This window comes from Methylobacterium sp. D48H (assembly GCF_053345715.1).
Genome location: NZ_JBKFAP010000025.1, coordinates 15922 through 34633, shown reverse-complemented (window position 1 = coordinate 34633; position 18712 = coordinate 15922). Strand labels below are relative to the sequence as shown.

The following is an 18712-nucleotide window of genomic DNA, read 5'->3' as shown; positions in this document are numbered from 1 at the left end:
TGGTTCGACTGGTGTGTAGGCGAATAGTTTTGTCTCTAGAAGATATGAATCTGTCGGTCTCGGTTTATGTACGGTAAATACGGCGGTGAATATGGTCGGTCAGCGGCGTCCCGGGACCTGATCTCAATCCACCAGCGACAAGGTCCGTCCGGCGCTGACCAGATGGTAGAATCGGCCGTCGAACATCTGCATCACCGCCTCGGTGGCGGCGTGCGATTGCGGGCGGATCGACGAGGCGAGGCAGGCGTCCAGGGCCGCCTGGTCGGGGAAGTCCATCTCCAGGATCATGGCGATCGGCCGCGCGTCGTCGTCCTTGGAGACGAGGCGCTGGACCCGCACGGCGGTGACGCCCGGGAACCGCCGCCAGAACGGCTCCAGCTCGTCCCGGACCCGGCGGAAGAACTCCTCCTCCCGCCCGTCGCGCACCGTGCCCTCGTAGATCGCGGTCCTGGTCAGCATCGGCCGTCCCCCGGAAGTCCCCGTCAAACCCCCGGGTCAACCGCCGGCGGCGGGGATCGCTCCCCGCGATGATCCGGCAGCGCTCCGGCAGCGCTCCGGCAGCGCTCCGGCAGCGCTCCGGCAGCGCTCCGGCAGCGCTCCGGCAGCGCTCCGGCAGCGCTCCGGCAGCGCTCCGGCGGTGACAACGCGCACCGGCTGTCGGCGGAATCGGCCGCCGGCGGGACGGACGGGCTTCTCCCCCGCGGCCGGTCGGCGTATCCAGGGACAGCCCATCGTGACGATGCGGGAGAGACCGGGATCTTCCCAGCAGAGGGGACCCGGCGCCGACGGAGCAACCGCCCCGGAAACTCTCAGGCACCGGAACCGTGTCGTCAGGGCGATCTGGAGAGTGGTGCAGCGGGCTGAAACCGTGGGCACCCGCCGAAGGGGACGTCCGTGCCTCGCCTCGCCAGGGCGGGTCGGATCAAGCTCTCAGGCACCGGGACAGATGGGGCGCGCAACCGGCCGACCACTCGAGGGCGGCCTCCACGCGTCCAGTCCCGGAGTCCAAGCTCATGACCCACATCGCCGTGATCGGCGCCGGCATCACCGGCGTGACGACCGCCTACGCGCTCGCCCAGCGCGGCTACCGCGTCACCGTCCTCGACCGGCAGCGCTACGCCGCCATGGAGACCTCCTTCGCCAATGGCGGCCAGCTCTCGGCCTGCAACGCCGAGGTCTGGAACAAGCTCTCCACGGTGGTGCAGGGCCTGCGCTGGATGCTGCGCCGGGACGCGCCGCTGCTGATGAATCCCAGGCCCTCCTGGCACAAGCTGTCGTGGATGGCCGAGTTCGTCCGCGAGATCGCCCATTACCGGGAGAACACCGTGGAGACGGTGCGGCTGGCCCTGAAGGCCCGGGAGGCCCTGTTCGCCATGGCCGAGGCCGAGGGGATCGACTTCGACCTGAAGACCCGCGGCATCCTGCATTTCTACCGGGACCGGGCGAGCTTCGAGAAGGCGACCGCCGTCAACGCCCTGCTGCGGGAGGGCGGCCTGGAGCGCTACGCCGTGACCCCCGAGGAGATCCGGGCGATCGAGCCGACGCTGGCCGGGCGCTACCACGGCGGCTTCTTCACGCCCTCGGACGCCACCGGCGACATCCACAAATTCACCCGCGGCCTCGCGGCCGCCTGCGCGCGCAAGGGCGTCCGCTTCGTCCAGGACGCCAGCGTCGAGACGATCGCGCCCGGGGAGGGGGGCTACGCCGTCGGCTGGCGCGAAGCGGGCCGGCCGGCCGGCGACGCGCGGGTCCTGCGGGCCGACGCGGTGGTGATCTGCGCGGGCTGCGCCAGCCGGCACTTCGCGGCGATGCTCGGCGACCGGGTCAACGTCTACCCGGTGAAGGGCTACTCGATCACCGTGAACCTGCTGACCCCGGAGGCGCAGGCGGCGGCCCCGGAGGTGAGCATCCTCGACGAGGCGGCCAAGATCGTCACCAGCCGCCTCGGCGACGAGCGCCTGCGGGTCGCCGGCACCGCCGAGTTCAACGGCTTCAACCGCGACATCCGCCACGACCGGATCGAGCCGCTGGTCGACTGGACCCGCGAGCAGTTCCCGCGCGTCGACACCGACCGGGTGGTGGCCTGGAGCGGGCTGCGACCGATGCTGCCGACCATGCTGCCCAAGGTCGGCCGCGGCCGACTGCCCGGAATCTTCTACAACACCGGGCACGGCCATCTCGGATGGACCCTCTCGGGCGCCACCGCCGAGCTCGTCGCCGGGGCGGTCGCCGCCGAGCACGCCCCGGAGCCGACGATCCTGCCGCTCGCGGCCTGACCCGGGTCTCCGAAGGGCCCGAGGCCCTTCAGCAGGTTGTCAGGGCGGAGCCCTGACGCGCAGCGCGGCGCGCCGTCCCATCCTCGAACAGGGGGCGCGCCGTCGAAGATTATTTTGTATTCTCTTTCCGAACCACCCCGGAACCCGAGCCGCGATGCCCTCGTCTCCCGCCTATCTCGACCCCGCGACCGGGGCGACCTACCCGATCGAGACGCCGCGCTGGCGCTCCGAGACGGGCGGTCCGCTGATGATCACCGACCTGCCGGGAATCGGGCGGGCGGAGATCGACACAGGCCGGCGCTCCCTCTGGCGCTACGCCGCCGCCCTGCCGGTGGCGGTGGCCGACCCGGTCACGCTGGGCGAGGGCTGCACCCCGCTGGTGCGCCGGCCCTGGCGGGGCGGCCACGCCCATTTCAAGCTCGAGTGGTTCGCGCCCTCCGGCAGCTTCAAGGACCGGGGCGCCGCCGTGATGCTGTCGATCCTGCGCCAGCAGGGGATCGACGCGGTGCTGGAGGATTCCTCCGGGAACGGCGGCGCCGCGGTGGCGACCTACGCGGCGGCCGCCGGGATGCGGGCCAAGATCCTGGTCCCGGCCTCGACCTCGCCGGCCAAGACCGTCCAGATGCGGGCCGCCGGCGCCGAGGTCGAGCTGGTGCCCGGCACCCGCCAGGACACCGCCGACGCGGCCGTCGCCCAAGCGGAGTCGATCTTCTACGCCAGCCACAACTGGCAGGCCCATTTCCTCCAGGGCACCAAGACGCTGGCCTACGAGCTGTGGGAGGATCTGGGCTTCACCGCGCCCGACGCCGTGATCATCCCGTGCGGGGCCGGCAGCAACATCCTCGGCTGCGATATCGGCTTCTCGGAGCTGCTGCGCCGGGGGGCGATCGCCCGCCTGCCGCGGCTCTACGCGGTCCAGCCGGCCCATTGCGCCCCCCTGCACGCGGGTTTCGAGGCCGGCGCCGCGGATTTCGTGCCGATCACCCCGCGCCCGACGCTGGCCGAGGGCGCCTCGATCGCCCAGCCGGTCCGCGGCCGGGAGGTGCTGGCGGCGCTCCGCCGCTCCGGTGGCGGCACCGTGGCGGTCTCCGAGGACGCCATCGAGGCGGCCCTGATGGAGCTCGCCCGGTCGGGCCTCTACGTCGAGCCGACCTGCGCCATGGCGGCGGCGGCGCTCACCGACCTCACCGCGCGCGGCGCGATCCGGCCCGAGGAGACCACCGTGGTGGTGCTCACCGGCACCGGCATCAAGGCGACGCCGCGCATCGCCGAGCTTCTGGGCCTCGCCCCGTAACCCGGCTCCCCCCGCCACGAGATCCGCACCCGTTCAGGAGGACACACCATGCGCAACAACATCCCCGCCACCGTCGGGATGCCGGTCGAGGAGGTGGACACCCCCTGCCTGCTGGTCGACCTCGACGCCCTCGAGCGCAACGTCGACACGCTCGGACGCTTCATGAAGGCGCACGGCCTGCGCCACCGGGCGCACGCCAAGACCCACAAGTCGTCCGACATCACGGTCCTGCAGATGGAGCGGGGCGGCGCCTGCGGCGTCTGCTGCCAGAAGGTCAGCGAGGCCGAGGCGCTGGTGAGCGCCGGCATCCGCGACGTACTGGTCTCCAATCAGGTGGTGGCGCCGAAGAAGATCGAGCGCCTCGCGGCGCTCGCCACCCGCGCGCGGGTGCTGGTCTGCGTCGACGACCTCGGCAATGTCGACGACCTCTCGGCGGCGGCGGTCCGGTACGGCGTCACCCTCGAGTGCCTCGTGGAGATCGACGTCGGCGCCGGCCGCTGCGGCGTCGCGCCGGGCGAGCCCGCTCTGGCGATCGCGAAGAAGATCGCGGCGGCGCCGGGCCTGCGCTTCGCGGGCCTGCAGGCCTACCAGGGCAAGGCCCAGCACGTGCGCGATTTCGGCGAGCGGAAGGCCCTGATCCAGACGGCGATCGACGAGACGAAGCGCACCGTCGACCTGCTCAAGGCCGAAGGGCTCGACTGCGCCATCGTGGCGGGGGCCGGCACCGGCAGCTTCGCCATGGAGGGCGGCAGCGGCGTCTACAACGAGCTGCAATGCGGTTCCTACGTCTTCATGGACGCCGACTACCAGCGGGTGAAGGACGCGGACGGGCGACCGATCGCGGAGTTCGAGAACAGCCTGTTCATCTACACGGCGATCATGAGCAAGGCGAAGGCGGACGTCGCGATCTGCGATGCCGGCCTGAAGGCGCAGAGCATCGACAGCGGCCTGCCGGTGGTCTTCGGCCGGGACGACGTCGAGTACGTCAAGTGCTCGGACGAGCACGGGGTGATCAGCGATCCCGGCAACGTGCTGAAGCTCAACGAGCGCCTGAAGCTGATCCCCGGCCATTGCGATCCGACGGTCAACGTCTACGACTGGTACGTGGGCGTGCGGAACGGCCGCGTCGAGGCGATCTGGCCGGTCACCGCCCGCGGCATGACATTGTAACGGGATTCCGAAGGGCCGAGGCCCTTCGGCGGGGCGTCGGGGCGGCGCCCCGACATCGGGCTCCGCCCGATACCCGCGAAAGGTCTCGACCTTTCGAAACCATGACTCGGGAGATCCCTGAATCCATGCGCTTCATCTCCGAGGAGGACTCCGCCGCCCTGGTCGATCACGCCCTGGCGTTCGACGCGGCCCGCGCGGCGCTGATCGCCGCGGTGGCGCCGGGGACCACCCTGTTCCCGGCGGTGCTCGGCCACGGCTCGGAGCCGACCAACCGGTTCTCGATCAAGTCGGGCTCCACGGCGGACTATGCCGGCCTGAAGGTCGGCTCGTTCTGGCCCGGCAATCCCGATCGGGGCCTGCCCCGGCACAATTCGGTGATCCTGCTGTTCGACCAGGCCGTCGGCCGGGTCGACACGGTGATCGAGGCCGGGCGGGTGAACGCCTACCGGACCGCCGCCGCCGACGCGGTGGCGGCGAGCGTCCTGGCGCGGCCGGACTCGGCGGTGCTGGCGGTGTTCGGGGCCGGCAACCAGGCCGAGTTCGAGTGCGCGGCGCTCGCCCGGGTCCTGCCGATCCGGACGGTGCTGGTCGTCGCCCGGGACGCCGCCAAGGTCGCGGGCTTTGCCGAGCGCCTGGCGGGGCAGGGGGCCTCGGGGATCGACGTGCGGGCGGCCGCGCCCCGGGAGGCCTGCGCGGCGGCCGACGTGATCGTCACGGCGACGCCGGCCCGCGCGCCGCTGTTCGAGGCCGATTGGGTCCGTCCCGGCACGCACGTCGCCGCCATGGGCGCGGACGCGAAGGGCAAGCAGGAGCTGCCCCCGGCCCTGCTGGAGCGGGCGGCCCTGTTCTGCGACCTGCCGGAGCAGTCGCGCACCATCGGCGAGTTCCAGCACGCCTCCGCGGACGCCCAGGCCGGAATGCGGGCGCTCGGCGACGTGCTCCGGAGTGGGGAGGGGGGTCGGACGGGTCCGGAGGCGATCACCGTGTTCGATTCCTCCGGCATCGCCCTGCAGGACCTGACCATCGCCCGGGCGATCCTCGCCAAAGCCGACGCGCGCCTGTAGGGGGAGGCCGGCGCCGGCCCTCCCCGCCCCGGCGGAGGACGGCATGCAGGACAGGCAGATCCGGGTCATCGGCATCGGCACGGGCGATCCCGAGCACCTGACCCTCCAGGCGGTGCGGGCGCTCGCCGACGTCGACGCGGTGTTCGTCCTCGACAAGCGCGCCGAGACCGCCGACCTCGTCGAGATCCGCCGCCGGATCTGCGCGGCCCATATCGCCAAGCCACACCGGTTCGTCACCGTCGAGGACCCGCCCCGGGAGCGCCGCCCGGCCGATTACGGGCGCACCGTCGAGGCCTGGCACGCGGCCCGGGCCGAGCGGCTGGAGACGGCCTTCGCGGCCCATCTCGGGGCCGGGGAGGTGGGGGCGATCCTGGCCTGGGGGGACCCGGCCCTCTACGACAGCGTCCTGCGCATCCTCGACCACATCCTCGCCCGCGGGCGCGTGCCGTTCCGGCGGCTCGTCGTGCCCGGGCTGTCCAGCGTGCAGGTCCTCGCCGCCCGCCACGGCGTCCCGCTGAACGGCATCGGCGGGTCGGTGCTGATCACCACCGGCCGGCGCCTCGCCGCGGGGTGGCCGGCGGAGGCGGAGAGCGTCGTGGTGATGCTCGACGGCGACCCGGCCTTCGCGCATCTCGACCCGGACCTGACGATCCACTGGGGCGCCTATCTCGGCAGCCCGGACGAGATCCTGGTCTCGGGCCGGCTCGGCGACGCGGGCGAGGAGATCCGCCGGGTCCGCGCCGAGGCCCGGGCCCGGCACGGCTGGATCATGGACATCTACCTGCTGCGCCGTGACCGCGCCGCCACGGACAGGGCCGGCGCGGCCGGCTAGACCGCCGCCATGCTGCGCCTGCGGGACTACCAGCGCGCCAGCCTCGACGCGCTCTCGGCCGCCTGGGCGCGGGGAGGGGCGGACGACGCGGCGCCCGGCCACCTGATCGTGCTGCCCACCGGGGCGGGCAAGGCGCTCGTGATCGCGGCGCTGGCCCGGGAAACCCTTGAGGAGAACCCCCTCGCCCGGGTGGCGATCGTCACCCACAGCCGCGAGCTGGTCGCCCAGAATTTCTCCGAGCTGACCCGGTCCTGGCCGGGGGCGCCGGCCGGGATCTTCTCGGCCGGGCTCCGGCGGCGGGAGGCCGAGGCGCAGGTGCTGGTCTGCGGCATCCAGTCGGTGGCCGACCGGCTCGACACGGTGGGCCCGCGCGACCTCGTGATCGTCGACGAGGCCCACCTGATCCCCCGCGCCGCCGACACCCGCTACGGCCGCTTCCTGGCTGGCCTGCGCGCGCGGACCCCCGGGCTGCGGGTGGCGGGCTTCACGGCCACGCCCTACCGGCTCGATTCGGGCCGGCTCGACGAAGGCGAGCACCGGCTGTTCTCCGGCATCGCCTACGAGGCCGACACGTTCACGCTGATCCGGCGCGGCTACCTCGCGCCCCTCGTCTCCAAGGCGACCCTCACCCAGCTCGACGTCTCGGGGGTCGGCCGGCGCGGGGGCGACTACATCCCGGGCGAGCTGGAGGCGGCGGTCAACCGCGACTGGATCACCCGGGCGGCGGTCGCGGAGCTCGCGGAGTACGGGCGTGCCCGCCGGGCCTGGCTCGCCTTCTGCGCCGGCCTCGCCCACGCGGACGCCGTGCGCGACGCGGTGCGGGCGGAGGGGCATTCCTGCGAGAGCGTCTCGGGCGAGACACCCCGCCGGGAGCGCGACCGGATCGTGGCGGCGTTCCGGGCGGGAAAAATCCGCTGCCTGACCTCGGTGGGCGTGCTCGGGACCGGTTTCAACGTGCCCGAGGTCGATCTCGTGGCGCTGCTGCGCCCGACCCGCAGCACCGGCCTCTACGTGCAGCAGGTCGGCCGGGCGCTGCGCTGCGCGCCCGGCAAGGCCGACGCGCTGATCCTCGATTACGCCGGTCTGGTGCGGATGCACGGGCCCGTGGACGCCGTGACGGTCCGGAGCGCCACCCAGGGACTGGGCGGGGCAGGGGCCCCGCGCGCCAAGCCCTGCCCCGGCTGCGGCGCCCTGATCGCGCTGAACGCCTCCACCTGCGAGGCGTGCTGGACCGAGCCGGAGGCGGACCCGGACGCCGAGGCCCCGCACGAGGCCGCCGCCGACGACGAGCTGGCGATCCTCTCGGCGGATCCCGGGCTGCCCGGTCCCGAGCCGGCGGGCCCTGCCCCGGTGGCGGAGGCCGGCGGGCAGGAGGCTGCTCGGCAGGAGGCCGCCTGGCATCCGGTCACGGCCCTGAAGCTCGAGGCCGCACCCGACGGGCTCGACCTCGTCCTCGGCTGGCGGGACGGCCCCGCCGAGGCGGCGTGGCGCGTCCGCCTGCGGCCCGAACGCAGCGGCTACGAGCGGGAGAAGGCGGTGTCCTGGTGGCGCGGCCTCGGCGGCGGCCGGGACGCGCCGATGAGCGCCGCGGAATTCCTGGAGCGCGCCGCGCTCCTGGCCCGGCCGGCCTCGATCCGGATCCGGCCGGGCCGGCTGTCGGAGCATATCGACTGTCGGACCCGGGATGGCCGGATCCTCGGCGACGTGCGCCGCCTGGGCGGGCGCGCCGCGTGAGGCGGCGCGAGTCGCGGCGGGGAGGGGGCTCGGACCGCCCTCGCCCGATCCGGATGCCGCCGAGCCGAGCGGGCCTCGACGCCGGGCCGCACCGCCCGGATCCGGAGGCGGCCGGAGACGAGATCCCATCCGGGCTCGCAGCCGGCCACTCACAGCGGCTCAGCCGGCGGATCACCCCTCACCCAGCCCGATTTGCTCGTTGCATTCCATAATATATCTTATGCGAACATCGTGGACGCGTGTGGGGGCCGGATTGTCGGGTGCTGGGCGCCTCGCCCTGGAGGCCGCGCGGTTGGATCAGGGCTGTTGATCGGACGTCAGGTCGAGGCCGGGGATGAAAGGGTGCGCGCGCCGACGCCGGGCATGTTCGGCTCCGACCCGGGCCGCGACGCGCCCGTCGTCGCGCGCGACGCGGCGTGATCGCCGCGGCGGGCGCGGGGACGAAGGGGCCGACGGGCGCCGAAGTCCGACGCTCCCGGGCAGGGCGGTCGGGTCAGGGGCCGGAGGCCCCTCCCCGCGGCGGACGGACTGGAACGACGCACGGCCGAGCGCTGCCGCGGCGCTCCGGCTAGCTCAGCGTCGCGCGCGGTGGCTGCCCGGCTCTTCGGGCGTGGCCGCCCGCGAACCCGGCGGCGATCTCCGACGCGCCCGGCGCGGTCCTGTCCGCGCGGGCGAGGGCACCTGCGCGTCCGGCCGGGCTCACCGGTCCCCTGCCCTGCCTGTCTGACCTGCCGGTCTGACGGCTCCCGAGCCGGATGGCCAACCCGGCGGGGCCATCCAGGCCGGCGGTGCGCGCACCGCGTCAGCGCATCACCGACACGCTGGTCAGCCAGAGCCGGCAGAGCCGCGGCCAGAGGGCGACCGGCGCCTCCGACCGGCCGATCCCGAAACCGTGGCCGCCGACCGCGAAGCGGTGGTACTCGACCGGTACGCCCGCTTCGCGGCAGGCCGCGTCCAGGATGCGGCTGTGCTCCGGGCTGATGACCGCGTCGTCGTCCGCCTGCACGAGGAACAGTGTCGGGCAACCGGACCGGATATGGGTCTGGAGCGACCAGTCCCGGCTCGCCGCCGGGCTCGGGGTCTCGCCGACGAGGGACCGCCGGGTGGTCGTGCGGTCGTAGGGCGGCTCCAGGCTCACCACGGGGTAGATCAGCGTCGCGAAGTCGGGCCGCGCCGACAGGTCGTCGGCCGCGTCGACGGGGTCGTAGGCCCGGAACGTGGAGCGCGCGGCGATGAGGCCGCCGAGGTGCCCGCCGGCGGAGAAGCCGAGCACGCCGACGCGGGCCGGGTCGATCCGGAAGCGCGCGGCCGCGGCGCGGATCAGGCGCAGGGCCCGCTGCCCGTCCTGGAGCGGCGCCAGGGGGCCCGCCGCCCAGCCCTCGCCCGGCAGGCGGTAGGTGAGCACGAAGGCCGTGATGCCCTGCGCGGCGAGCCAGAGCGCGGCGGGGAGCGCCTCCTTGACCATCCCGATCCGGGCGTAGCCGCCGCCGCCGGCGACGAGGACCGCCACGCCGGTCGGCGTCTCCGGGGCGTACACCTCCAGGACCGGCACGGCGACGTTCTTCACGGCGCCGCTGTCGTCGCGGACCGGCGGACCCCGCGGACCGCCGCCGCCCGGCGGCTCGCCCGGCCAGAGCGGGATCCGCTCCGGTGCCCCGACGGCGTCGGCCCCCCGCGCGGACAGGACGGCCGAACCCGCGGCCAGGGTGAGGAGCAGAGAGCGGCGGTCGGGCACGAAACCGGTCATGGGCCCCCTCGCGACGGGCGCGGTCCCGTGCGGCCCGGTAGGCAAGACCGCCGTGCCGGATCGGTTCCCGGTCGGGCGCCGGTCCGGGTCTACAGGACCCGCGGCAGCAGCCGGCCGAGGAGATCCCGGCCCGGGAACCGGACCGGAGGCATCCGCAGCGCCGGCGCCGGCTCATCGCCGGGGATCGGCCCCTCGGCGAAGCGGGCCCCGGCGGACCAGAACCCGTCCCGCCGCGTGCCGATCATGCCGAGCCCGACGGGTTCCCGCGCCGCGTCGGGGCGCAGCCGTCCCGCCGCCCAGACGCGCTGCCAGCACCGGCGCCGCGACAGGTCGGCGTCCCGCCAGCCCAGCCGCGCGTAGCCGGCCGCCGCGAAGACCCGGTCCCCGGCGAAGTCCTCCGGAATCCACACCCAGCTCGAGAACACGTGGACCGTGTCGGCGCGGAAGCCGGCCGGGTTCACCGCCCGCGTGTAGGCGCTCAGAGCCTTCGCCCGGTGCCGGCCGACATGCCGGCGCAGGCGCCCCGGGAGCGCCAGCGCCTCCGGGAAGGCGGCGGCGTCGAGGCGGGTCGGTGCCGCGCCGCGCTCCAGCGCGTAGGCGCTGTCCACGAGGTGCATCCAGGGTTCGAGATCGACCTCCCAGGCCTGCTCCACCGGCGCGAACCGGCGGACCCGTCCCGCGATCAGCCGGTCGGCGACGCGCCGGGCGGGCTCGGGAACCCAGTCCGGCCCGGCCTCGGTCACGCGGAGCAGCGTCGCGGGCCCGTGCGCACGGACCGCCTCGGCCAGGCGGGCGAAATCGGCCTCGGGCTCGTCGCGGCCGGCCTTGCGCACCAGGATCTTCGACCCGTCGGCGAGCTCGTCCAGCAGCTTGCGCTTGAGATGGGCCAGCCGGCCGTACTCCCGCTCCAGCAGCACCTCCGGCTCGATCGAGCCGGCCGGGTGCCCGGTATTCGCCCAGATGTTGTAGGCGACGCTGTGGCAGTAATAGGTGCCGCCGGAACTCACGGAGAGCCGCAGGTCGCCCGGCACGCCGAAATCCGCGAAGCCGCAGCGCAGGCCGCGGATCAGGTCCTCCATCGGCGTGTAGGAGAAGCGCAGCAGGCCGGAAGGCTCGACCCCGCCGTAGCGCTGCACGAACCCGAACTCGCAATTGTCGCCGAGGCTCCGAAAGGCGTGGAGCCGTTCGGCGAGGAGCACCGCCGTCGTCCTGTTCTCGGTCACTGCATCCGCTCTGTCTCGCCGCGCCCGTCGCACCTCGATCGCGGCGGGGTAGGGCCATTGTCCAGTCCCCGCCCCGTCGTCGGGGCGCGCCCCACGCTCAGCCGGCCGGGGGCGCCTCCGGGGTTACCTCCAGGGGCACTTCCAGGCGGAAGCAGGCGCCCTTCTCTCGGGCCGGGATCGTCAGGCTGCCGCCGAGCTGGCGCGTGAGGCTGCCGACCACCCGCATGCCCAGGCTCTTCGAGCTGCGCCCGATCTCGAACCCCGCCGGAAGGCCGATCCCGTCGTCGGCAACCTCGACCACGAGCCCCTCCGGCCGCCGCTCGGCGCGGACCCGGATCTCGCCGCCCGCCGGGTGCGTCTCGGTCGGGTAGGCGTATTTCAGCGCGTTGGTGACGAGTTCGTTGACCAGGAGGCCGATGGGAATCGCCCGGTCGGCCGAGATCCGCTGCGGGCAGGCCGTGCAGGTAAGCCGCTGGCCCGGCACGCCGCTGGCGAGGTTGGCCACCAGCTTCTCCAGGAAGGGCGCGAGGTCGAGCTCGCCCGGCACCCCCTCCCCTTCACCCTCTACCTTGTCACCCTGCCGCCAGAGCTGGTCGTGCACGCCCGCGATCGCCTCGACGCGGCTGCGCGCGTCCGCCAGGGCCGCCTGAACGGCGGGTTCCTCGGCGGCCCGGGCCTGCAGGGCGAGGAGGCTCGCCACGATGGCGAGGCTGTTCTTGACCCGGTGGCTCATCTCGCGGGCGAGCAGGTCCTGCCGGGCGAGGGCGGCCCGCAGCAGGCTCTCGGTGCGCTGGCGCTCGATGGCGCCGCCGAGCAGGTTGGCGAAGCCCTGCATGAAGGCGATGTCGGCCTCCGCGAACATGCCCTCGCGGGTGTCGTCCACCTCCAGCACCCCGAAGGCACCGTCCCGGTTCTCGATCAGCACGTTGATCGCCCGGCGGATGCCGTGCTCGGCCATGAGCTGCGGCGTGCGGAACCGGGTCTCGTCCGCGAGGTGGTTGGAGATCACAGGCCGGCCGGTCTTGAGGGCGAATCCGGCCGGGGAGGCGAGATCGGCCCCGATCCGGGCCTTGCCGATCACGTCGGGCCCCCAGCCGACACCGGCCCGGACCAGCAGGGTATCGGCGCCGCGCCGATATTCCAGGGCCTTGCAGAACTCGGCGCCCATGCCCTGCGCGCACAGTTCCGCGGCCCGCTGCAGCAGGTGGTCGACATCGGTGCCGCGCAGGGCCTCGACACCGAACTCCGACAGGATCGCCTGCTGGCGCAGGCGATAGTCGAGATCGGGCGGCGCGGGCGCGCGGCGCGGCTCGGGGCTCGGTTCCACTTCGGTCTGGTCGGTCTGCGGAGTCATGGAGGGCGGCAGGGTAGCAGGAAGGTGGCCCCGGCGCGAAGCGTCGTCGCCCGGAGGAGCGCACGCGTCCTCGCACCCGTCGCCGCGAGTGTCGTCGTACGTGTCGTCGCACGTGTCGTCGCACCCCGGCGGCCGCCCGGACCCCCCGGCCCCGTACGGCGTTCGTCCGTCGAGCACGCTTCGACGAATGCGTGGAGAAACGCGCGGAGGAACGCACGCATGGCCGACGACCTGAACGGACTCTCCGACAAGGCCCTCTCGATCCTCGCCTTCGCGGCCTATCACCGGCTCGTCAGCGGCGAGACGGTCACCTCGGTGATCCGCCGTGACGGCGCCGGCCACGAGGCCGACCCGGAGGGCGTGAAGGAGCTGGAGGGGCGCGGCCTCGTCACCGCCGGCGAGAGCGCCATCGACCTCGGCGAGACCGCGCAGGCGGCGGTCGAGACGATGGTCACCGCCCTGCGCCGGGAGGTCGGCCGCTGAGTGCGGCATCCCGGCCGTGGAAACCCGGGAACGCGCCCGCCGCCGGGCGCCTTTCCCCGCATCCACGCCCTCATTCACGCTCATATCCACGATGGAGACGCGCATGACCGCCAAGGCGAAGGTGAAGACCGGGGACGACGTCACCTACAAATGGGGCAAGGGCACCGTCTCGGGTGAGGTGACCAAGGTCCACACGCGGGACGTGGAGAAGACCATCAAGGGCAACACGGTGAAGCGCGAAGCCTCGAAGGCCGAGCCCGCCCTCGAGATCAAGACCGCCAAGGGCAAGACCGTGCTGAAATCGGCCTCTGAGGTCCGGGTCAAGTCGGCGTAAGCGCGCAACCTTCGCGTGCCGTGATCTTGCGCACATCGCTTTCTGCTTAAGGTCTCGCCGGAAGCGGGGCGGCGGCTATCTGTAACGGTTCCAGCCTTGGAAGCCGGGACCCCCGCATGACCATTCCCCTCAGGCTCACCCTGAACGGGCAGCCGCGCGAGATCGCCCTCGACGATCCGCGCGTCACCCTCCTCGATCTCCTGCGCGAGCGCCTCGGTCTGACGGGCGCCAAGAAGGGCTGCGACCGCGGCCAGTGCGGCGCCTGCACGGTCCTGGTGGACGGGCGCCGGATCAACAGCTGCCTGACCCTCGCCGCGAGCCTCGACGGTGCCGAGATCCTCACCATCGAGGGGCTCGCCGAGGGTGACCGGCTGCACCCGGTCCAGGCGGCCTTTATCGCCCATGACGGCTTCCAGTGCGGCTTCTGCACCCCCGGCCAGATCATGAGCGCGGTCGGCCTGATCCGCGAGGGCCACGCCGGTACCGATCCGGAGCGCATCCGCGAGGGCATGAGCGGCAATCTCTGCCGCTGCGGCGCCTACGCGGGGATCCTGGACGCCGTGCGGGACGCGGCCGCCCGGACCTCGGAGCAGCGGGAGGACGCGGCGTGAGGACCTTCGACTACATCCGCCCCGCGAGCGTGCCCGAGGCCGTGGCGGCCGGCCAGCAGCCGGGCACCGCCTTCCTCGCCGCCGGCACCAATCTCGTCGACCTGATGAAGGGCGGTGTCGCCACCCCGGAGCGGGTCGTCGACATCACCCGCCTCCCCGGCCTCTCGGCCATCGAGCGGCTGCCGGACGGCACCGCCCGGGTCGGGGCCCTGGTCCGCAACAGCGACCTCGCCCACGACCCGGCCTTCGCCAAGGCCTACCCGATGGTGGCCGAGGCCCTGCTGGCCGGCGCCTCGGCGCAGCTGCGCAACGCCGCCACGGTCGGCGGCAACCTGATGCAGCGCACCCGCTGCCAGTACTTCACCGACGCGGTCTCGCCCTGCAACAAGCGCGCGCCCGGCTCCGGCTGCGCGGCCCTGGGGCACGCCACCCGCATCCACGCGGTCCAGGGTTGGAGCGAGCACTGCATCGCCACCCACCCGTCCGATTTCTGCGTGCCGCTCGCCGCCCTCGACGCGGTGGTCGAGATCGCCGGGCCGGACGGTGCCCGGGAGGTGCCGCTCACCGCGTTCCACCACCTCCCCGGCGACCACCCGGAGCGGGAGACCGAGCTGCGGCCCGGCGAGCTGATCACCGCCCTGCGCCTGCCCCCCGAGGCGGCCGCGTTCCGGGGCAATGCCCGCTACCTCAAGGTCCGCGACCGCACCTCCTACGCCTTCGCGGTCGTCTCGGCGGCGGCCGCCCTCACCCTGGAGGCCGGCGGCCGGATCGGCCAGGCCCGGCTCGCCCTGGGCGGGCTGGCGCTCAAGCCCTGGCGGGTGGCGGAGGCTGAAGCCGCGCTCGCCGGGCAGGCACCCTCCCCCGAGGCCTTCGCGAAGGCCGCCGAGGCCGCGCTCGCCGGCGCCAAGCCCACCGGTGAGGCCAACGCCTTCAAGGTCGAGCTCGCCCGCCGGGTGGCGATCCGCGCGCTGACCCAGGCCGCCGCGGGCACGCCCGCACGGATCCCGGCCCTCCCCGCTTCCCCGTTCGGCATCGTCTGACCCTGCCCCCGGTCGGCGGCTCCAGGGCCGTCTTTGCGAGCGGAGCGAAGCAACCCAGGCGGCGCCACGATGCCCGGTGTCGCGCTGCCCTGGGTCACTTCGCTGCGCTCGTGATGACGGAGCGGGTCACCGCAACCGAAGGCTTCAACCGGAACCCTTTGAGGAGACCCGCATGACCGCGACCTCCACGCCCGCCCCGAATCTCCCCGCCGGCGCGATCCGGCACGGCTCCAGCATCGGCCAGCCGCTGACCCGGCGCGACGGCCCGCTCAAGGTGACGGGCCAGGCCCGCTTCTCCGCCGACAACCTGCCGCCCGGAACCCTCCACGCGGCGCTCTGCGTCGCCCGGATCGCCCGCGGACGCGTCACCGGCCTCGACGTGGCCGCCGCGGAGGCGCATCCCGGCGTCGTCGCGGTGATGCGGCCGGGGCACGCCCCGACGCTGGCCAAGGACCCGGACGCCAAGGACGGGCCGTTCACGTTCCGCCTCGACCTCCTGCAGAACGACCGCGTCCGCTACGCCAACCAGCCCATCGCCGTGGTGATCGCCGAGACCCTGGAGGCGGCCACCGAGGGCGCCCGGCTGCTCGCCCCGACCTACGCGGCCGAGACGCCGCGGATCGGGCTCGATTCCGGCGAGGCCTTCACGCCGGATTCGGTCGGCGTCGGCGCGCCGCCCGTCGAGACGGACGGCGATGTCGAGGCCGGACTCGCGGCCGCGTCCAAGGCGATCGCCGCCACCTACGAGACGCCGGCCCAGTATCACAACGCCATGGAGCCCCACGCGGCGGTGGCGAGCTGGGACGGGGACCGGCTGACGCTGTTCATGCCGACCCAGGCGCTCGCCATGTCGCAGGCAAGGCTCGCCGGGCTGTTCGGCATCGGCCCCGACGACATCCACATCGAGAGCCCCTATCTCGGCGGCGGCTTCGGCTCGAAGGGCGTCCCCGCCGGGCCGCAGGTGCTCGCCTGCATGGCGGCGAAGCTCGTCGGCCGGCCGGTGAAGCTCGTCCCGACCCGGACCCAGATGTACGGCCCGATGGGCCATCGCGGACCGACCCGGCAGACCCTCCGGCTCGGCGCCGACGCCTCCGGCAAGCTGACGGCCCTCGACCACCACATCCGCACCGCCTCGTCGAGCTTCGACGACTTCTTCGAGCCGGCGGGCCGGGCGACCAGCACCCTGTACGCGAGCCCGGCCATCGCCATCCGGCACGAGGCCGTGCGCCTCGACACCGGCACGCCGCTGTTCATGCGCGCGCCCGGCGAGGCGACCGGCAGCGTCGCCCTGGAGAGCGCGCTGGACGAGATGGCCCACGAGCTCGGCATGGACCCGCTGGAGTTCCGGCTCGCCAACTACGCCGAGGTCGAGCCGATCACCGGCAAGCCGTTCTCCTCGAAGGCCCTGCGGGACTGCTACCGGCGCGGCGCCGAGGCCTTCGGCTGGGCCGGTCGCCCGCTGCAGCCCCGCCAGACCCGCGACCGGGACGGGTTCCTGGTCGGCACCGGCATGGGCACCGCCACCTTCCCGGCGCTGATCTTCGAGGGGATGGCCCGGGCCGAGATCCGCGCCGACGGCACCGGCACGGTGGAGCTCGGGGCGATCGACATGGGCCAGGGCTCGTGGACGGCGCTCGCCCAGATCGCCGCCGACGGGCTCGGGATCGGGATGGACGCCCTCACCTTCCGGATGGGCTCGTCAGACCTGCCGAATGCCGGCATCGCGGGCGGCTCGGGCCACACCGCCACGGCGGGCGGCGCGGTCCACGCGGCGGCCGGCGACGTGATCCGGCAGCTCGCGGAGCTCGCCACCAACGACCCCGCCTCCCCGCTCTACGGCGCCGGCAATGCCGGCGTGACCGCCGCGGGCGGGCGTCTGACCCGGCGCGACGACCCGGGCCGGAGCGAGTCCTTCACCGACATCCTCCGGCGGGCCGGCCGGTCGCGCATCGAGGGCCAGGGCAAGGCCGGCGCCGACCCGGCCGCGCAGGCCTCCTACGCCATGCACGCCCACGGCGCGGTCTTCGCCGAGGTGAAGGTCGATCCCGATCTCGGCCAGATCCGCGTGAGCCGCCTCGTCGGCGCCTTCGCGGCGGGCCGGGTGATCAACCCGCGCCTCGTCCAGAGCCAGTATTACGGCGGGATGATCTGGGGCCTGTCCTTCGCCCTGCACGAGCGGGCCGAGATGGACCCGCGCACCGGCCGCTTCCTCAACGACAATCTGGCCGAGTACCACGTGCCGGTGAACGCCGACGTGCCCGCCCTGGAGGCGATCCTGGTCCACGAGGACGACGCGGTGGTGAACAACCTGGGCGTGAAGGGGGTCGGCGAGATCGGCATCACCGGCACGGTGGGCGCCATCGCCAACGCGGTCTGGCACGCCACCGGCGTGCGGGTCCGCGAGATGCCGATCACCCTCGACAAGCTGCTGGGCTGATCCAGCGCGTCGGTCGCGTGGAACCGGTCCCGGGCGCGTCGCGCCGCCCGGGTTTTTTTAGTATGGGGCATGCCACCCGGCGGCCGGCGGCCGCCGCAGCAGCGCGGAGACCGGCATGCCCCTCACCAGCGACATCGGCGGCGTCGTCCCGATCGCGCCGACCCCGTTCCATCCGGACGGCCGGATCGACGAGGTCTCCCTCGACCGGATGACCGACTTCTTCGGGGCGGCCGGCGTCGACGGCCTGACGATCCTCGGCCAGCTCGGCGAGGCCGGCAAGCTCGACCACGCGGAGGGCATCGCCGTGGCGCGGCGCGTTCTCGGGCGCACCCGGCTGCCGGTGATCGTCGGTGTCACGGCGCCGGGCTTCGCGGCCATGCGGTCGCTCGCCCGGGAGGTGATGGAGCTGGGCGCGGCCGGCGTGATGATCGCGCCGCCCAACACGCTCCGCACCGACGACCAGGTGGTCGGCTATTATCGGAATGCCGCCGAGGCCGTGGGCCCGGACGTGCCCTTCGTGCTTCAGGACTATCCCCTCACCTTCTCGGTCCAGATGACCCCCGGCGTGATCCGCCGGATCGTGTCGGAGAACCCCTCCTGCGTGATGCTCAAGCACGAGGACTGGCCGGGACTGGAGAAGATCTCGACGCTGCGCGGCTTCGAGGCGGACGGCTCGATGCGCCACATCTCGATCCTGGTCGGCAACGGCGGTCTGTTCCTCGATTTCGAGACCGAGCGCGGCGCCGACGGGGCCAATACCGGCTACGCCTTCCCGGAGATGCTGGTCGACGTGGTCCGCCTCGGCCGGGCCGGCGAGCGCGACGCCGCCCACGACCTGTTCGACGCCCACCTCCCCTATCTCCGCTACGAGCAGCAGCAGGGCCCGCTGGGGCTCGCGGTCCGCAAATACGTGTTCATGCGCCGGGGGATCTTCGCGTCCGACGCGCAGCGCAAGCCGTCGCAGGCGCTGACCGCGCAGGCGAAGGCCGAGGTCGAGTACCTGCTGGCCCGCCTCGCCCGCACCGACGCGCGGGCCCGTCTCGCGGCCTAGACCGCCCTGCCCCGGCCGGAAGGCCGGGGCCTCGCCGAAGCCGCCTCGCCCGCTCCGGCGGG

The 18712-nt window shown here is 73.7% G+C and carries 16 protein-coding genes and 2 riboswitches; of the genes, 12 read left to right on the top strand and 4 right to left on the bottom strand.

Annotated elements, in window-relative coordinates:
- Positions 1-123 precede the first annotated feature (123 nt).
- Entirely contained in the window at positions 124-459 is a 336-nt protein-coding gene (locus ACLBX8_RS26255) for a hypothetical protein (protein WP_447700753.1), read from the bottom strand.
- A gap of 273 nt (positions 460-732) precedes the next feature.
- Positions 733-835, top strand: a riboswitch (glycine riboswitch).
- Between the two features lie 3 nt (positions 836-838).
- Positions 839-948: riboswitch (glycine riboswitch) on the top strand.
- Positions 949-1013: 65 nt separating this feature from the next.
- On the opposite strand from ACLBX8_RS26255, the gene ACLBX8_RS26250 reads away from it, so the two are divergent.
- The 6 genes from ACLBX8_RS26250 to ACLBX8_RS26225 all read left to right on the top strand — a co-directional run bounded on the left by ACLBX8_RS26250 (position 1014) and on the right by ACLBX8_RS26225 (position 8370).
- Positions 1014-2276 carry a D-amino acid dehydrogenase gene (locus ACLBX8_RS26250; RefSeq protein WP_447700754.1) on the top strand — a complete coding sequence of 421 codons (1263 nt, stop codon included), beginning with the start codon at positions 1014-1016 and terminating at the stop codon, positions 2274-2276.
- Between the two features lie 154 nt (positions 2277-2430).
- The gene (locus ACLBX8_RS26245) at positions 2431-3570 is read left to right on the top strand and encodes a pyridoxal-phosphate dependent enzyme (RefSeq protein WP_447700755.1); all 1140 of its coding nucleotides are present in this window, start codon (positions 2431-2433) and stop codon (positions 3568-3570) included.
- Between the two features lie 48 nt (positions 3571-3618).
- The gene (locus ACLBX8_RS26240; RefSeq protein ID WP_447700756.1) at positions 3619-4740 is read left to right on the top strand and encodes a DSD1 family PLP-dependent enzyme; all 1122 of its coding nucleotides are present in this window, start codon (positions 3619-3621) and stop codon (positions 4738-4740) included.
- Between the two features lie 125 nt (positions 4741-4865).
- The gene (locus tag ACLBX8_RS26235) at positions 4866-5804 is read left to right on the top strand and encodes an ornithine cyclodeaminase family protein (RefSeq protein WP_447700757.1); all 939 of its coding nucleotides are present in this window, start codon (positions 4866-4868) and stop codon (positions 5802-5804) included.
- Between the two features lie 43 nt (positions 5805-5847).
- Positions 5848-6636 (top strand): precorrin-6A synthase (deacetylating), encoded by a 789-nt coding sequence (gene cobF / locus ACLBX8_RS26230; protein WP_447700758.1) that lies wholly within the window; start codon positions 5848-5850, stop codon positions 6634-6636.
- Between the two features lie 9 nt (positions 6637-6645).
- Entirely contained in the window at positions 6646-8370 is a 1725-nt protein-coding gene (locus tag ACLBX8_RS26225) for a DEAD/DEAH box helicase (protein ID WP_447700759.1), read from the top strand.
- Between the two features lie 802 nt (positions 8371-9172).
- Here ACLBX8_RS26225 and ACLBX8_RS26220 read toward each other — a convergent pair.
- The 3 genes from ACLBX8_RS26220 to ACLBX8_RS26210 form a co-directional block, all read right to left on the bottom strand.
- On the bottom strand, positions 9173-10117 hold the full coding sequence (locus ACLBX8_RS26220; protein ID WP_447683469.1) for an alpha/beta hydrolase: 945 nt from the start codon (positions 10115-10117) through the stop codon (positions 9173-9175).
- Between the two features lie 89 nt (positions 10118-10206).
- Complete coding sequence (locus ACLBX8_RS26215) at positions 10207-11340, bottom strand: hypothetical protein (protein WP_447700760.1); 1134 nt, start codon at positions 11338-11340, stop codon at positions 10207-10209.
- A gap of 97 nt (positions 11341-11437) precedes the next feature.
- On the bottom strand, positions 11438-12694 hold the full coding sequence (locus ACLBX8_RS26210) for a sensor histidine kinase (RefSeq protein ID WP_447700761.1): 1257 nt from the start codon (positions 12692-12694) through the stop codon (positions 11438-11440).
- Between the two features lie 219 nt (positions 12695-12913).
- Here ACLBX8_RS26210 and ACLBX8_RS26205 point away from each other — a divergent pair, with 219 nt between their 5' ends.
- The 6 genes from ACLBX8_RS26205 to ACLBX8_RS26180 all read left to right on the top strand — a co-directional run bounded on the left by ACLBX8_RS26205 (position 12914) and on the right by ACLBX8_RS26180 (position 18650).
- Complete coding sequence (locus tag ACLBX8_RS26205; RefSeq protein ID WP_020095533.1) at positions 12914-13177, top strand: hypothetical protein; 264 nt, start codon at positions 12914-12916, stop codon at positions 13175-13177.
- 103 nt (positions 13178-13280) lie between these two features.
- Positions 13281-13511 (top strand): hypervirulence associated TUDOR domain-containing protein, encoded by a 231-nt coding sequence (locus ACLBX8_RS26200; protein ID WP_042673358.1) that lies wholly within the window; start codon positions 13281-13283, stop codon positions 13509-13511.
- 116 nt (positions 13512-13627) lie between these two features.
- On the top strand, positions 13628-14122 hold the full coding sequence (locus ACLBX8_RS26195; RefSeq protein ID WP_447700762.1) for a (2Fe-2S)-binding protein: 495 nt from the start codon (positions 13628-13630) through the stop codon (positions 14120-14122).
- Positions 14119-15162 carry an FAD binding domain-containing protein gene (locus ACLBX8_RS26190; RefSeq protein WP_091677259.1) on the top strand — a complete coding sequence of 348 codons (1044 nt, stop codon included), beginning with the start codon at positions 14119-14121 and terminating at the stop codon, positions 15160-15162. Before ACLBX8_RS26195 ends, ACLBX8_RS26190 begins: the two co-directional genes overlap by 4 nt.
- A gap of 172 nt (positions 15163-15334) precedes the next feature.
- Positions 15335-17599 carry a xanthine dehydrogenase family protein molybdopterin-binding subunit gene (locus ACLBX8_RS26185; protein WP_447700763.1) on the top strand — a complete coding sequence of 755 codons (2265 nt, stop codon included), beginning with the start codon at positions 15335-15337 and terminating at the stop codon, positions 17597-17599.
- A 115-nt stretch (positions 17600-17714) separates the two neighbouring features.
- The gene (locus ACLBX8_RS26180; RefSeq protein WP_100253330.1) at positions 17715-18650 is read left to right on the top strand and encodes a dihydrodipicolinate synthase family protein; all 936 of its coding nucleotides are present in this window, start codon (positions 17715-17717) and stop codon (positions 18648-18650) included.
- The last annotated feature ends 62 nt before the right edge of the window (positions 18651-18712 follow it).